Below are 14,043 nucleotides of genomic sequence, written 5' to 3'. Positions count from 1 at the left end.
AATTTTTATACAAAAATACAATAATAGATGATGCTTTTCAATGTTTTATAAAAAGATAAGAAGCTCTTTTTTTAGCTGAAAAGACTGTTTCTGTTAAACTATTTTTTTGCGGTTATAAGAATGTTGTCGTTTGATTTTAACTGTAAAGTATTGTTTTTAAATGAGAACCCATTAATCTTTGAAAGAAATTGGAGTATTTCGGTTTCAATGTTATTCGCATCGCTAAAGCACATTTTTCGAGTTGATCCCATAGCCCCAAAGCTTAAAACGTCCTCCTCTAAAATGAAATTTCCAAAGTAATTATTACATCCAGAAAATCCTGAAATTTTTTTAGTTTCTGAATGAAAATAGATGGTTAAATTGTCTGGTAAACTCGAATTTTTCTCTAAAGATACGATATGAAATTCGCCCGAAAGTTTTTCAGAATTGTTTGAATTTGATGAATCTCCACAAGACTTAACAGAAAGTATAACGACTAAAAGAATACTAAATATTTTCATGTTTTATTTTTTATAACTTGGTTTTCAAAAATGAAGCCAAATTATTTTAGGAAAGCATCATTTTTGCTTTTTTTACACCTTCAACTAAAACATCAATTTCTTCTTTTGTATTGTAAAAAGCAAATGATGCGCGTATAGTTCCGGGAATACAGTAAAAATCCATGATTGGTTGCGCGCAATGATGGCCAGTTCTTACGGCGATGCCTAATTTATCAAGAATAGTTCCCACATCATACGGGTGAATACCTTCTAAATTAAATGAAATTACAGATGTTTTGTGTTTAGCCGTACCGTAAAATTTTAAGCCTTCTATAGTCGATAATTGTTCTGTAGCATAGGCTAGTAATTCATTTTCGTAACTCGCAATATTATCAAAACCAATGTTGTTCATGTAATCTAAAGCTGCTCCAAAGGCAATACCCCCACAAATATTAGGTGTTCCGGCTTCAAATTTATGGGGCAAATCGGCATAAGTTGTTTTTTCAAAAGTAACTTCAGCAATCATTTCTCCACCACCTTGATAAGGAGGTAGTTTTTTTAACCACTCTTCTTTACCGTAAAGCATACCAACACCTGTTGGTCCACAAACTTTGTGAGCCGATGCAACATAAAAATCTACATCTAAAGCTTGTACATCGGGTTTTATATGTGGGCAAGATTGAGCACCATCTATTAAGACAGCAGCGCCTACGGCGTGTGCTTTTTCAATAATATATTCAATAGGGTTTATGGTGCCTAGGGCATTTGAAATATGATTTACAAAAACCAGTTTTGTTTTATTGGATAGTAACTTATCATAAGCTTCCATAATAAGTTCGCCTTCCAAGTTCATGGGGATCACTTTTAAAATGGTACCTGTGCGTTCGCAAAGCATTTGCCATGGTACTATATTACTATGGTGTTCTAAGGCCGAAACAATAATTTCATCACCTGCTTTTAAAAGTGCCGAAAATCCGTTAGCAACCAAGTTAATACTATGGGTTGTACCGGAAGTAAATATGATTTCATGAGAAAATTTTGCGTTAAAATGTGCTTGTATTTTTTGACGCGCTAATTCGTATTTGTCGGTAGCTTCTTGACTTAAGGTATGCACACCTCTGTGAATGTTTGCATTATAATTGCTGTAATAATCTACAATAACATCTATAACTGCTTGTGGTGTTTGCGATGTTGCTGCATTATCAAAATACACCAATGGTTTGTTGTTTACTTGTCGAGAAAGAATAGGGAAATCGGCTCTTATTTTGGATACGTCAAGCATGTGTTTTGTTTTTAAATAAAAGTACTAACTAATAATTTTTAGTACATAGGTTATTATTTTTTTTTCTTAAAACGGCACTCTTTAAATTGGCTACGAGTTGGTTTTAAATAAAAAAAGTAATATTACAAAAGATGAACTTTTTTAATATTACTTTTAAATTATAAGGGTGAAATATTGATTATAAATCGAATCCGATATTTACGCCTAATTTTTTTGCTATAATTTTAGTAATACGTTGTTTCATCTCTGGTATTTTGACCGAGCTTAATACATTGTTGCTAAACGCATACATTAAAAGTGCTTTAGCTTCCTTTTTAGGAATTCCGCGAGATTGCATGTAGAACATGGCGCTTTCGTCTAATTGCCCAATAGTACAACCGTGAGAACATTTTACATCGTCTGCAAAAATTTCTAATTGTGGTTTACTGTTTATTGTTGCTTTATCACTTATTAATATATTATTGTTGGATTGAAATGCGTTTGTTTTTTGCGCTTCTTTATCTACAATAATTTTACCATTAAAAACCCCGGTAGAATTATCTCCGAAAATACCTTTGTAATCTTGGTGACTTTCGCAATTTGGTTCTATATGGTGTACTAATGTGTTATGATCTACGTGTTGTTTTTCTCCAATAATAGTAACACCTTTTAATATAGAATTAATACGCTCTCCGTTTTGATAAAAGTTAAGATTATTACGTATTAATTTCCCTCCAAATGTAAAAGTGTGTACAGATGCTACGCTTTCACGTTTTTGTGAGATGAAGGTGTTATCTATAAGTGATGCGTTAGAATTATCATTTTGAATTTTATAATAATCTACAATAGCGCGCTTGTTGGCGAAAATTTCGGTAACACTGTTTGTAAGTACAGAATTATCGGTTAAACTCTGGTGACGCTCAATAATTTGAACATGGCTGTTCTCATCTACCACAATTAAATTACGTGGTTGCGCTAAAGTTGCCGACTCACTTCCTGTTGATAAATGTATAATTTGAATTGGTTTTGCAACCAGTTTATTCTTTGGAATATGGATATACGCACCTTCTTGTGAAAATGCCGTATTTAAAGATGCTAAACTATCTTTAGTGGCTGCTTTGTTAAAGTAATTTTCAATAACTAAGCGGTATTTTGGCTTTGTTAAGGCCGCAGACATTAAACAAACGTCTATACCATCGTGTGTTGTTTCAGATAGGTAAGAAGAATATTTTCCGTCTATAAAAATTATTTTATAAGAATCTATATCGTGAATAAAGTATTTTTTTACATCTTTATAATCGATTGAGTTTTCATGTTTAGGGAAAACGCTATAATCTTCTTTTAAAATTTTATTTAAAGATGTATATTTCCAAGCCTCTTCTTTTTTGGTAGGAAAGCCTTTTTCTTCAAATGTTTTTATAGCCTCGTTTCTAATATCGTGTATTTGAGTGTCAACATCTACGTTGTTCTCAAATGCAAGAAAAGATGATACTAATTTTTCTTTTAAATCCATTTCTTTTGAGTCTTCAGTTCTTAGTCTTCAGTTTTAGTAGGCTTTTAAGTCATATAATTAGACCGTAAATTACTTACTTAATAACTATTAACTAAATTATGCGTTCACTTCTTCTTTAATCCAATCGTATCCTTTTTCTTCAAGCTCGTGAGCAAGTTCTTTCCCTCCCGATTTTACAATTTTTCCGTTGTATAAAACGTGTACAAAATCTGGAACGATATAATCTAAAAGACGTTGGTAGTGCGTTATTACAACTACAGCGTTGTCTTTACTTTTAAGTTTGTTAACACCATTTGCAACAATACGTAATGCATCGATATCTAAACCAGAATCGGTTTCATCAAGAATAGCCAATTTTGGCTCTAGCATTGCCATTTGGAAAATTTCGTTACGTTTTTTCTCACCACCAGAAAAACCTTCGTTTAACGAGCGAGATAAAAATTTACGATCCATTTCTAATAAATCTGCTTTTTCACGAATAAGTTTCAGCATGTCTTTGGCAGGCATATCTCCTAAACCTTTTGCTTTACGAGATTCGTTAATAGCGGTTTTTATAAAGTTAGTTACAGATACTCCAGGGATTTCAACTGGGTATTGAAACGATAAAAACACACCTTTATGTGCGCGCTCTTCGGCTGCTAATTCTTCAATATCTTCTCCTTCGAACATAATGTTACCTTCCGTAACTTCATATTCATCTTTTCCTGCAATAACTGAAGCTAGTGTACTTTTACCTGAACCATTTGGCCCCATAATAGCGTGAACTTCTCCTGCTTTTACTTCTAGGTTAATACCTTTTAGAATGCCTTTATCTTCTACGCTTGCGTGTAAATTATTTATTTTTAACATACTTTATATTTTAAATCCTGTTTGATTAGAATGTTCTTTTCAAATTAGAATTCGGTGTTTAATTGTTATTATTTTAACTGCCCAATTTTATAAGGCCTTCGTTTTGGTTGTTTGCTGGTTTTACGCTTATAATTTTTAAAATTTCAACTTTGTTTTCCCAAAGAATCTTTTCGTCTTTTTCTTGCGATACTTTACCTCGTATTTCAATAGTCACCATATCGGTTTTATGATTTTTAAAGGCTTCGGCTTGTTTATTTAATTCTTCTAGTTTGTCAGTGAGAAATACACCGTAAATCTCTGTGCTTGTTTGTAAAACAGCTGCACCATCATAATAAACAAACTCACCTTTTAAAAGTGTTAAATCATCATCTTGATATATAATTTCATTCGATTTGTTGTCGTTTTTACAACTTACAAATAGTGAAATACAAAGAATTAAAACGCCTAATTTTTTCATTTATATCGATTTATAGATGTTATCCTACAGAACCTTCTAAACTAATTTCTAATAATTTTTGAGCTTCAACAGCAAACTCCATTGGTAGCTTATTTAATACCTCTTTACTAAAACCGTTTACAATTAATGCAATCGCTTTCTCAGTATCAATACCACGTTGGTTGCAATAGAAAATTTGATCTTCACCAATTTTACTTGTTGTAGCTTCGTGTTCTACTTTAGCAGTCTTGTTTTTAGCTTCAATATAAGGAAAGGTGTGTGCGCCACATTCGTTACCCATTAACAAACTATCACATTGCGAAAAGTTACGTGCATTATCAGCTCTAGAACCTATTTGTACCAAGCCGCGGTAACTATTTTGCGATTTTCCTGCCGATATTCCTTTAGAAATAATAGTAGATTTTGTGTTTTTACCAATATGAATCATCTTTGTACCTGTATCGGCTTGTTGATAATTATTAGTAACCGCAATAGAATAAAATTCACCTACAGAATTATCTCCTTTTAAAATACAAGAAGGGTATTTCCATGTTACAGCCGAACCTGTTTCAACTTGTGTCCAAGAAATTTTAGCGTTTTTCTCGCATAAACCTCTTTTGGTTACAAAATTGTAAACGCCACCTTTACCTTCTGCATTACCAGGGTACCAGTTTTGTACGGTTGAGTATTTTATTTCAGCATCGTCTAAAGCAATAAGCTCTACAACAGCTGCGTGTAATTGGTTTTCGTCACGACTAGGAGCAGTACAACCTTCTAGGTAACTTACATAACTACCTTCATCGGCAATAAGTAAAGTACGCTCAAATTGCCCCGTTCCACCTTGATTTATTCTAAAATAAGTAGATAATTCCATTGGACATCTTACTCCTTTTGGGATATAACAAAAGGATCCATCACTAAAAACTGCAGAATTTAAAGCAGCATAAAAGTTGTCTTTTGTTGGTACAATGGTTCCTAAATATTTTTTTACAAGCTCTGGATGCTCTTTAATAGCTTCAGAAATACTCATGAAAATAATTCCTTTTTCTCCTAAAGTTTTCTTGAATGTTGTAGCTACCGAAACGGAATCCACAACAATATCCATTGCAACATTGTTCATCTTTTTCTGTTCATCAACAGAAATTCCTAACTTCTTGTACATGGCAAGTAAATCAGGGTCTACATCATCTAATGTTTTATTTGGATCTACAGAAGTTGGTGCCGAATAATAGGCTATAGATTGAAAATCTGGTTTTTTATATCTAACATTCGCCCATTCTGGCTCTGTCATTCCTTTCCAAACTTTAAATGCTTCTAATCTCCAATCGGTCATCCATTGAGGCTCTTCTTTCTTCTTAGAAATAGCGCGCACAATATCTTCATTTAAACCAATAGGAAATGTTTCAGATTCTATATCGGTAAAAAATCCGTATTCGTATTCTTTGGTTTTAAGCTCTTCGCGTAAATCATCCTCGGTATACTTCGACATAATTCTTTTCTTATTTTTTTATAATGAAAACGATTCGCCACAACCGCAAGTACGGTTTGCGTTAGGATTATTAAAAACGAAGCCTGTGCCGTTTAATCCTCCTGAATATTCAAGGGTAGTCCCTATTAAATACAAGAAACTTTTTTTGTCAACAATAATTTTTACACCATTATCTACAAAAACTTTATCGTCTTCTTGATTTTCTTTATCAAACTTTAAATCGTAAGATAGACCGGAACAACCACCACTTTTTACCCCAACACGAACAAAATCTTCGGTAGGATTATAGCCATCGTCTGTCATTAGTTCGATAACTTTCTTTTTAGCTGTTTCAGAAACTTTTATCATATATTTTGAATTTAGATTTGCTCTAAATAGAGGACAAATATACAATATAAGTCATGGATTTCCATAGAACCTAACATTATATTAGCATATAGCTTGATAGGTTTTCTTTATGAAGTAGCTTTTGGTTACATATTAGTTGAGTCTTTCAATGAATTTATTGCAGAATTATTGTTTAATTCATCTAATTCAGGGGAATATGCAAGTTTAATTTAGTAATGATTAAAAGAGAAGATTGATTGCCTAGTTAGGACGTAGAATCCTTATAATCTCATCTAAATTGGTGTAATTGGTTTTAGCTTTTATAATATCGCCGTTGGTATTGTAATTAAATTGCGTACCACAAGATTTGCAAATAAGTTGGGGCATTTCGAAACTTGTTCGTTCTATTAGAAAATAATTGTGGCCAAAAGAAGAGCAAAACAAATTTATAGGTAAATTCTGATTCATAGGTTAATAGTTTATGGGACTACAAAGTTAAGGAAATCGACCAAATAACCGATGAAATAATACTATTAATCGACGAAACACATCACCCAGTAGTCCGTTGTTGCTTTTTAGACGATGAAATGCTGTTTTGTGAAGTTTATTTGAAATATGATATAACTGTATTTGTCCTTAATCTTGTTATTGCCTAGTAGAGAAAGAGTTATTCAATTTTAATGTGATGCTTTCGGTAATATTTATAATTCTATTAGGTTTGCTGCTAATTTTCTATTAAAAATGAAATTAGCTTCTTATTTTTGCATCATGATAGAAGATAAAAATCAACAACGTACACCTTTAAGTGTCTTAGGTGAATTTGCACTTATTGAACATTTAACTAAAAATTTCGAAATTTCACATACATCCACCATTAAAGGTATTGGAGATGATGCTGCTGTTTTGAATTTTGAAGATAAAAACGTGGTTGTTACTACGGATCTATTAGTTGAAAATGTACATTTCGATTTAAGTTATATGCCTTTAAAACACCTTGGATATAAGGCTGTTATTGTTAATTTATCCGATGTTTATGCCATGAACGCCGAGGCAACTCAAATTACGGTATCTATTGCAGTATCTAATCGTTTTCCTTTGGAAGCTGTTGAGGAGTTGTATGCTGGAATTGAAACAGCTGCTAAAATTTATAATATTGATGTGGTTGGAGGAGATACAACATCGTCTACAACAGGCTTGTTAATTTCTGTAACTGCTATTGGTCAAATTGCTAAAGGGGATGAAGTGTATAGAAGTACGGCAAAACCTGGCGATTTATTAGTTGTAACAGGTGATTTAGGTGCTGCCTATATGGGCTTGCAAGTTCTAGAACGGGAGAAGGAGGTTTATAAAGTTAATCCAAACAGTCAGCCAGATTTGGAGGCTTATACTTATATTGTTGAGCGCCAGTTAAAACCTGAAGCAAGAAAAGATGTTGCTAAATTACTGAAGGATTTAGATGTTAAACCGACAGCTATGATTGATGTTAGTGATGGTTTATCTTCAGAAATTTTACATATCTGTAAGAGTAGTAAAGTTGGATGTGATTTATATGAAGAAAAAATTCCACTAGATCCTACCGTGATTACTGTTTGTGAAGAATTTGATATTGATAGCACAACAGTAGCATTAAACGGAGGTGAGGATTATGAATTGCTTTTTACAATTTCTCAAGACGATTTTACTAAAATTAAAGCGAATCCGCATTTAAGTATTATCGGACACATAAAAGATGAAAATGAAGGTGTTCATTTAGTAACACGGTCAAATTCTAGAATACCTTTAATAGCACAAGGCTGGAAAAATTTTGATTAATATTTAATATATTGAGTTATCTGCTTTTTCTAGCGTAATCCATAACAATAAGTTGTATTAAATGCAGTACTTCTTTATGATGCGGACGTATCAATTTTGCAGGGAGTTTATAATAGAACATGTTTTTGGTGTTGTAGGTTTTAAATAAGAGCTTTATTGTTTCTAGTACGCTTTATTCTACTGTTATGTATACGTGCTAAAATGGTGTTTATCTCTTTAAATTTTGGGGTAAGTTCAACTAATGCGCCATTGCTACTGGTTGTTAATTGTTTTTTGCAATGCGAGCAAGTATATTCGCTTACGTGGTAAGTTACTTTTTTAGAAACCTTATAACTATGGCCAAAAAGACTACAATATATTTTAGGTAAAAGTGCTGTTTTGTTAGGTGTGTTTTCCATTGGGGTTGATTTTTACACTGTGAATATAATGAAAAAAGAAATAAACACGATAAAAAGCTATATTTTTTCGATGAAATGCATTAAATTTATTAGTAGTTCGTCTTTATTTTCAATATGAGACATGTGTCCGTCTGGAAGTGTAACTAGTTTAGCTTCTGTGTTTTTGGTTTGTTCTACTAGTAAATCGTAATGTAAAACAGGGTCTTTTTTTCCGGCAATTACCATTTTTTTGAACGGTGTAAAGTGTAGTAGAGCTTCGCGGTCGTTTCTAATTTTCATACCTTCCAATGCGGCTACAATACCTTGAAGTGGTGTTTGTTGAGCTTCTTTTCTAATTTGTTTTATTTTATCAGAAAATAGCTTACGGTTTTTTGGCCGGAACAAATTAACAATGGCCATTCTTATAAAACTTTTATGATTTTGTTTTACTGCTAAAATGGCTCGGTCCCTATTTAGTTTTTTTTCTGGAGTGTCGGCACTGGCTGTAGAATTCATTAGACATAGACCTTTTAAAGCGTCTGGATGCTCTTCCGCGAAAGCGAGTGCTACATAGCCACCCATGGAATGACCAACAAATATAGAGCGACGGATTTTTAAATGTTTTAAAACGGCATCTACAACTTCTGCCATAAGTTCCATACTATGCACGTAGCCTAAACAATCTGTTTTTCCGTGTCCTAATAAGTCAATACAAATTACTCTGTTTTTTTTAGAAAGTGTTGGTGTGATGCCGTTCCACATGGATATGTTTTCTAAAAAACCGTGAAGTAAAACAACTGCGCTGCCTTTACCTTCATCGGTATAAAATATGTTGATGCCTTTATGTTGTAAAATCATGATTTCAATATCTTGGGCAAAGATACTCTATCATTATATTATTTAAAAATTAAGACTTCACTCGTTTTATGGCAGCGAAAGCTTGATCTACATATTCATCTTCAACTAAAATAGTAAATTCGTTTGTGGTCGAGATAACTTCATAAAGAACAATACCTTCCCAAGCTAATCGTTTAAAAAAATGATAATAAAGTCCGGCGATTTTAGAGTTGTCTTGAGGTAAATTAATGCTAATGGCAGAAAGTCCTTCTTGTACAGCAATAAAAGACTCAAGTTTTAATGCGTCTTTAATAAAATCGTTTAAACTACTTGAAATAATAATGTTACTTTCATGTATACCTCTAGTAAAGGTGTAAAACAATTTCGATTCTTGATTAATACGTGCTAGAATCTTGGCGTGATTGTTAATAAGGGTTCCTGAGTTTTTAACGGTGAAATCTGTTAAGTTAGATCGTACGGTGATATCCCCTAAGTTTTGAATAACGCGTTTCATTTTAACCGAATTTGTTAAAGTAATCGGAGGGTTGTAACGGCGTAAGGCCATCATGATTGCTCCAGCTTTCACCTCTTTTTTTAGCATTTGGCTAATGGGTTCGGTAAGTTCTAATGCTAATGCACTAAAATTTATAATGTTTCTCGATAGCGCTTCTTCTAAATAAGGCTGCGAAATTAAAATGTCTTCTACACAGTTAGATACAGTCTTCATGTTAATTATTTAACAATTTGTGCAAAAATAAACATATTTTTTAAAAAATGCTATTAATGGTTTCAAGAGTTTTAATTTCGCGGAAGAAATAAACAAAATAAAAGTATTGACGTATGAAAGTTTTAAAATTTGGTGGGACTTCGGTAGGATCGGTTGAGAATATGCTTAACGTTAAAAGTATTATTAACGATGGTACTAAAAAGGTAGTAGTGCTTTCGGCAATGTCCGGAACTACAAACCAATTAGTAGCTATCGCAAAAGATATTACAGAACACAGAAGTGATGCAGCAGCAGAGAAGGTGGCTGCTTTGCACGAAACTTATAATGAGGTTATCGATGTTTTATTGCAAGACCAGGCGTTAAATGCTAAAACTAAAACATACGTTTCTGGTGTTTTTAATTTTTTATTGGGGTGTACTTCTAAATGGACAGAAGAGTCTGTTGAAAACCAAGTTGTTGCGCAAGGTGAATTAATGTCAACCTATATGTTTAATAGTTTTTTAAAACAAGAAGGTGTGAGTTCTGCTTTACTTCCTGCTTTAGATTTTATGAAAATAGATAGTTTTAAGGAGCCAGATATTAATTATATAAAAGAAAATTTTCAAATAGTTTTAAATCAAGCTGAACCTGCTGATATTTATATTACTCAAGGATTTATTTGTTTAGATGAAGCTGGTGAGATTTCTAACTTACAACGTGGCGGTAGTGATTATACTGCAACTATTATTGGTGCAGCAATAAAAGCAGAAGAGGTTCAAATTTGGACAGATATTGATGGGATGCATAATAACGACCCAAGATATGTTGAAAACACAAATCCAATTTCCGATTTATCTTTCGATGAAGCTGCTGAGTTAGCTTATTTTGGAGCTAAAATTTTACATCCACAAACCGTAACTCCAGTTCGAAAAGATTGTATTCCGGTACGATTGAAAAACACTATGAACCCAGAAGCTCATGGGACTTTAATTTCTAATAAAACTTCGGAAACAGGAATTAAAGCCATCGCTGCAAAGGATAATATTACGGCCATTAAAATTAAATCGGCTCACATGTTACAGGCTTATGGTTTTTTGAAAAAAGTATTCGAAATTTTTGAGACTTATAAAACGTCAATTGATATGATTACAACTTCTGAAGTTGCTGTATCTTTAACTATTGATGATGATAAGAATTTAGATAAAATTTTAGTTGAGCTGAAGAAAATAGCATCGATTGAGGTCGATAAAAACCAAAGTATTGTTTGTTTGGTAGGTCATTCGGTTGTTAATCATCAAGATACTTTTAAGCTGTTTCAAATTTTACAAGATGTAAAAATTAGAATGATTTCTTACGGTGGAAGTAATAACAATATTTCGCTTTTAATTGACTCTAGCGATAAAATTAGTACGCTACAAAAACTAAACAGTTATTTATTTGAATTAGTCACTCTTTAGATCAAGATAATATTAGTTTTTTAGCAATAAGAGGTCGTTTAGATAGAAATATTTAAACGATTTTCTTTGATTTATTATTGGTTTTTTTACGCAAACATTAATACAAAAAAAGACAGTCATTTTCAGACTGCCTTTAATTACAAATAAAACACTATTAATTACTCCACAGTTAATGTATACTGAGGTGTTTTGTTAAGCGGACAAAAATAAGTGTACTCGCCTTTTTCTAAAGTTGTTACGTTAGATTTTTCTGTTTCACCTTCGGCAACAACCTTTGTTACGTAAGCTGTTTTTATGTGGTTTTCGGGGTTAGATGCATCTTTTCCTTTTTGGATTAATACAAAACCAACATCTACTCCAGAGTGGTTGTTTGCTATTTCAAAAATATAAGAACCTTCGCTTATTGTTAAATTCTTTTGTGTAAATTCTCCTTTAGTTTGTTCTAAAGAAACTGTTTTTACTGCTTGATCTTGTGCGTTAGAATTAAATGCGAATGCTAAGGCTAATACTAAAATTGCTACTACTTTTTTCATCTTTAAATTTGATTGTGCTTCGTGTTTTTTGAGAAGCTTTATTAATAATTATTTGTTTTAAAAACTACAAGGTGTTTAAACCTTGTAGTTAGAAGTTTTATTTATGCTACAACTTCGGCGTCTTTAAGTGGTTGAGCTACTGGAAAATCTACAGGTACTTGTGTTGTGCTATGTACATAGTTAGATATTGTTTTGTCTCCAACTAGTGATATGGTATCTATTAAATTTGCTTTTGTGTAACCAGCATTAAAATAGTTTTCTAGAACTGCAGCATCTGTTCTTCCACGGTTTTCTGTAATGTTTTTAGCTAGTGCTGCTAAAGCATTAAATTTATCGTTTACAGAAGAATGTCCCGCTCTTAATTCTAAAATTTGTTTATCTGTAAAACCGTTCATTTTACTAATGGCAGTATGTGCAGATAGGCAATAAATACAGTTGTTTACTTCGCTTACTGCTAAGTTTACAACTTCTTTTTCTTTAGCAGATAAAGAAGTTTTGGCATTGGCAAAACCTAAATAGTTTTCTAATGCAGTATCACTGTATGCGTATGCTGCGTATAAATTTGGTACAAAACCAACGGCTTTTTTTAAGTTATCAAAAATAGCTTGATTGTTTTCACTTACTTCTTCTCTTGTTAGTACATTAAATGTGCTCATATTTTTAAATTTTTTATTGTTAATTTTTATGTTTTAATTTCTTGGTACAAAGGTGCGACGGTTTTAAAGGTTATACCATGTAGGTTTTTCCTTTTAGATTGTCAATTTTTCCCTTTTGTTTTTTTTAGGATAAATTATTGGGTAATGTGTGGTTTTTCAGCATCGCAATAAAAATCGTATAAATGATTTTGCTCGCAATGTGTTTTAGGACTAATAGTGTTTAATACTACTTTCTTGTTGCTTCTGAATATTTCAATTAAATTGAAAATGGATATGTTTTTAGTTTTCATGACTTTGTTGTTTTAATTATACAGTGCAAAGATGAAGAGTAAACAGATGCTATAGAATGGATAGATTACCCGAAGAGTTGTCAATTTTTCCCTAAACCGTAGTTTTGAGTTGTTTTTTAAAGTCTGAAGGAGAAAAAGAGGTGTTTTTTTTGAATAATCGACTTAAATGAGAGGCGTCTTCAAAGCCAACTTCGTATGCTATTTCCTTGGCCGTTTTATCGGTGTAGATTAATAAGCGTTTTGCTTCAAGAATAATACGGTCGTGAATAATTTGTAACGGACTTGTATTAAGTTTAGAAAACGTGTTGGATAATGTTTTTGGAGATTTAAAAAGTTTATCTGCATAATAAGATACGCTATGCTCTTTTTTAAATTCTGCTTCTACCAATATATTAAACTCACGTAATAATTCTATTTTGGTGTTTTTAGTAGTTTCTACAAAACCTTCTTTTGCTTTAAGTAAACGCGTGCTTATTATAATAAAGCGGGCCATAAGCATGCGCAACATTTCAGCTTGTATACTATCTTTAGTTTCAAATTCATCTCTAAAAACCTCATGAAGAATTGAGAATTTATGAGCCTCATCTTCACTTAATCCAATTAAAGGTACATGGACATTTCCAAAAAACAATAATCCGGCACAGCTTACTTCTTGATCGTGATCCTTAATGCAGTAAAACTCCTGATTAAATTGATACACTACTAAATTTTCACCTTTAATAAACTTAATGTATTGTACAGGTGTTAATACCAGTAAGCTCCTGGCTTCAATGGTGTAAGGTATGCTGTCTACAACAATTTCGGCTTTAGTATCTTGCGTTATAATAAAAGTATACAGTGCTGCTTGGGTAGATTCTTTATAGCTGCTTAATAGAGACTCATTACCAATTTTTAAAATCGCATTAGTCGAAAATTCTGTAAAAGTTTGTTGCATACACGTTTAGTCTTATCATTTTTAGAAACATTACACTTGCTACCATTGCGAATCAATATTATAAGGAAAAAGACAATACTTGTAGCA

At 32.3% G+C, this 14,043-nt stretch carries 17 protein-coding genes; 2 read left to right on the top strand and 15 right to left on the bottom strand.

Translation table 11 applies throughout. From position 1 onward, the window contains the following. Positions 1 to 98: 98 nt before the first annotated feature. The 8 genes from GQR97_RS04965 to GQR97_RS04930 form a co-directional block, all read right to left on the bottom strand. On the bottom strand, positions 99 to 500 hold the full coding sequence (locus GQR97_RS04965) for an META domain-containing protein (protein WP_158846064.1): 402 nt from the start codon (positions 498 to 500) through the stop codon (positions 99 to 101). A gap of 46 nt (positions 501 to 546) precedes the next feature. Then, positions 547 to 1,761, bottom strand: coding sequence for an aminotransferase class V-fold PLP-dependent enzyme (locus GQR97_RS04960; RefSeq protein WP_158846062.1), 1,215 nt, complete (start codon positions 1,759 to 1,761; stop codon positions 547 to 549). A gap of 178 nt (positions 1,762 to 1,939) precedes the next feature. Then, complete coding sequence (sufD, locus tag GQR97_RS04955; protein ID WP_158846060.1) at positions 1,940 to 3,253, bottom strand: Fe-S cluster assembly protein SufD; 1,314 nt, start codon at positions 3,251 to 3,253, stop codon at positions 1,940 to 1,942. A gap of 96 nt (positions 3,254 to 3,349) precedes the next feature. Further along, positions 3,350 to 4,102 (bottom strand): Fe-S cluster assembly ATPase SufC, encoded by a 753-nt coding sequence (gene sufC / locus GQR97_RS04950; RefSeq protein ID WP_158846058.1) that lies wholly within the window; start codon positions 4,100 to 4,102, stop codon positions 3,350 to 3,352. 73 nt (positions 4,103 to 4,175) lie between these two features. Beyond that, entirely contained in the window at positions 4,176 to 4,559 is a 384-nt protein-coding gene (locus GQR97_RS04945) for a hypothetical protein (RefSeq protein ID WP_158846056.1), read from the bottom strand. 19 nt (positions 4,560 to 4,578) lie between these two features. After that, entirely contained in the window at positions 4,579 to 6,027 is a 1,449-nt protein-coding gene (gene sufB / locus GQR97_RS04940; protein WP_158846054.1) for a Fe-S cluster assembly protein SufB, read from the bottom strand. A gap of 18 nt (positions 6,028 to 6,045) precedes the next feature. After that, positions 6,046 to 6,375, bottom strand: a complete 330-nt coding sequence (locus tag GQR97_RS04935; RefSeq protein ID WP_158846052.1) for a HesB/IscA family protein — start codon at positions 6,373 to 6,375, stop codon at positions 6,046 to 6,048. 240 nt (positions 6,376 to 6,615) lie between these two features. Then, positions 6,616 to 6,822 (bottom strand): hypothetical protein, encoded by a 207-nt coding sequence (locus tag GQR97_RS04930; RefSeq protein ID WP_158846043.1) that lies wholly within the window; start codon positions 6,820 to 6,822, stop codon positions 6,616 to 6,618. 300 nt (positions 6,823 to 7,122) lie between these two features. On the opposite strand from GQR97_RS04930, the gene thiL reads away from it, so the two are divergent. Continuing rightward, positions 7,123 to 8,166: a thiamine-phosphate kinase gene (gene thiL / locus GQR97_RS04925; protein ID WP_158851597.1), complete on the top strand. Its 1,044-nt coding sequence runs from the start codon at positions 7,123 to 7,125 to the stop codon at positions 8,164 to 8,166. 140 nt (positions 8,167 to 8,306) lie between these two features. Here thiL and GQR97_RS04920 read toward each other — a convergent pair whose 3' ends face one another. From GQR97_RS04920 to GQR97_RS04910, 3 genes are read right to left on the bottom strand one after another with little or no spacing between them, the layout of a single operon-like run. Further along, positions 8,307 to 8,564 carry a hypothetical protein gene (locus GQR97_RS04920; RefSeq protein WP_158846041.1) on the bottom strand — a complete coding sequence of 86 codons (258 nt, stop codon included), beginning with the start codon at positions 8,562 to 8,564 and terminating at the stop codon, positions 8,307 to 8,309. A gap of 57 nt (positions 8,565 to 8,621) precedes the next feature. Beyond that, positions 8,622 to 9,401, bottom strand: coding sequence for an alpha/beta fold hydrolase (locus GQR97_RS04915; RefSeq protein ID WP_158846040.1), 780 nt, complete (start codon positions 9,399 to 9,401; stop codon positions 8,622 to 8,624). Between the two features lie 49 nt (positions 9,402 to 9,450). Continuing rightward, entirely contained in the window at positions 9,451 to 10,107 is a 657-nt protein-coding gene (locus tag GQR97_RS04910; protein WP_158846038.1) for a hypothetical protein, read from the bottom strand. 113 nt (positions 10,108 to 10,220) lie between these two features. Here GQR97_RS04910 and GQR97_RS04905 point away from each other — a divergent pair, with 113 nt between their 5' ends. Beyond that, the gene (locus GQR97_RS04905; protein ID WP_158846036.1) at positions 10,221 to 11,543 is read left to right on the top strand and encodes an aspartate kinase; all 1,323 of its coding nucleotides are present in this window, start codon (positions 10,221 to 10,223) and stop codon (positions 11,541 to 11,543) included. Between the two features lie 158 nt (positions 11,544 to 11,701). Here GQR97_RS04905 and GQR97_RS04900 read toward each other — a convergent pair whose 3' ends face one another. From GQR97_RS04900 to GQR97_RS04885, 4 genes are all read right to left on the bottom strand, one after another. Next, complete coding sequence (locus tag GQR97_RS04900; protein ID WP_158846034.1) at positions 11,702 to 12,076, bottom strand: cupredoxin domain-containing protein; 375 nt, start codon at positions 12,074 to 12,076, stop codon at positions 11,702 to 11,704. A 101-nt stretch (positions 12,077 to 12,177) separates the two neighbouring features. Continuing rightward, on the bottom strand, positions 12,178 to 12,732 hold the full coding sequence (locus GQR97_RS04895) for a carboxymuconolactone decarboxylase family protein (RefSeq protein WP_158846032.1): 555 nt from the start codon (positions 12,730 to 12,732) through the stop codon (positions 12,178 to 12,180). 134 nt (positions 12,733 to 12,866) lie between these two features. Next, positions 12,867 to 13,022 (bottom strand): hypothetical protein, encoded by a 156-nt coding sequence (locus GQR97_RS04890; RefSeq protein WP_158846030.1) that lies wholly within the window; start codon positions 13,020 to 13,022, stop codon positions 12,867 to 12,869. A 91-nt stretch (positions 13,023 to 13,113) separates the two neighbouring features. Then, positions 13,114 to 13,956, bottom strand: a complete 843-nt coding sequence (locus tag GQR97_RS04885) for a helix-turn-helix domain-containing protein (protein ID WP_158846028.1) — start codon at positions 13,954 to 13,956, stop codon at positions 13,114 to 13,116. Between the last annotated feature and the right edge of the window lie 87 nt (positions 13,957 to 14,043).

It is taken from the genome of Algibacter sp. L1A34, assembly GCF_009796805.1.
Taxonomy (GTDB): domain Bacteria; phylum Bacteroidota; class Bacteroidia; order Flavobacteriales; family Flavobacteriaceae; genus Algibacter.
The sequence above is the reverse complement of the archived record's forward strand: the minus strand, read 5'-3'. Positions and strand labels throughout refer to the sequence as shown.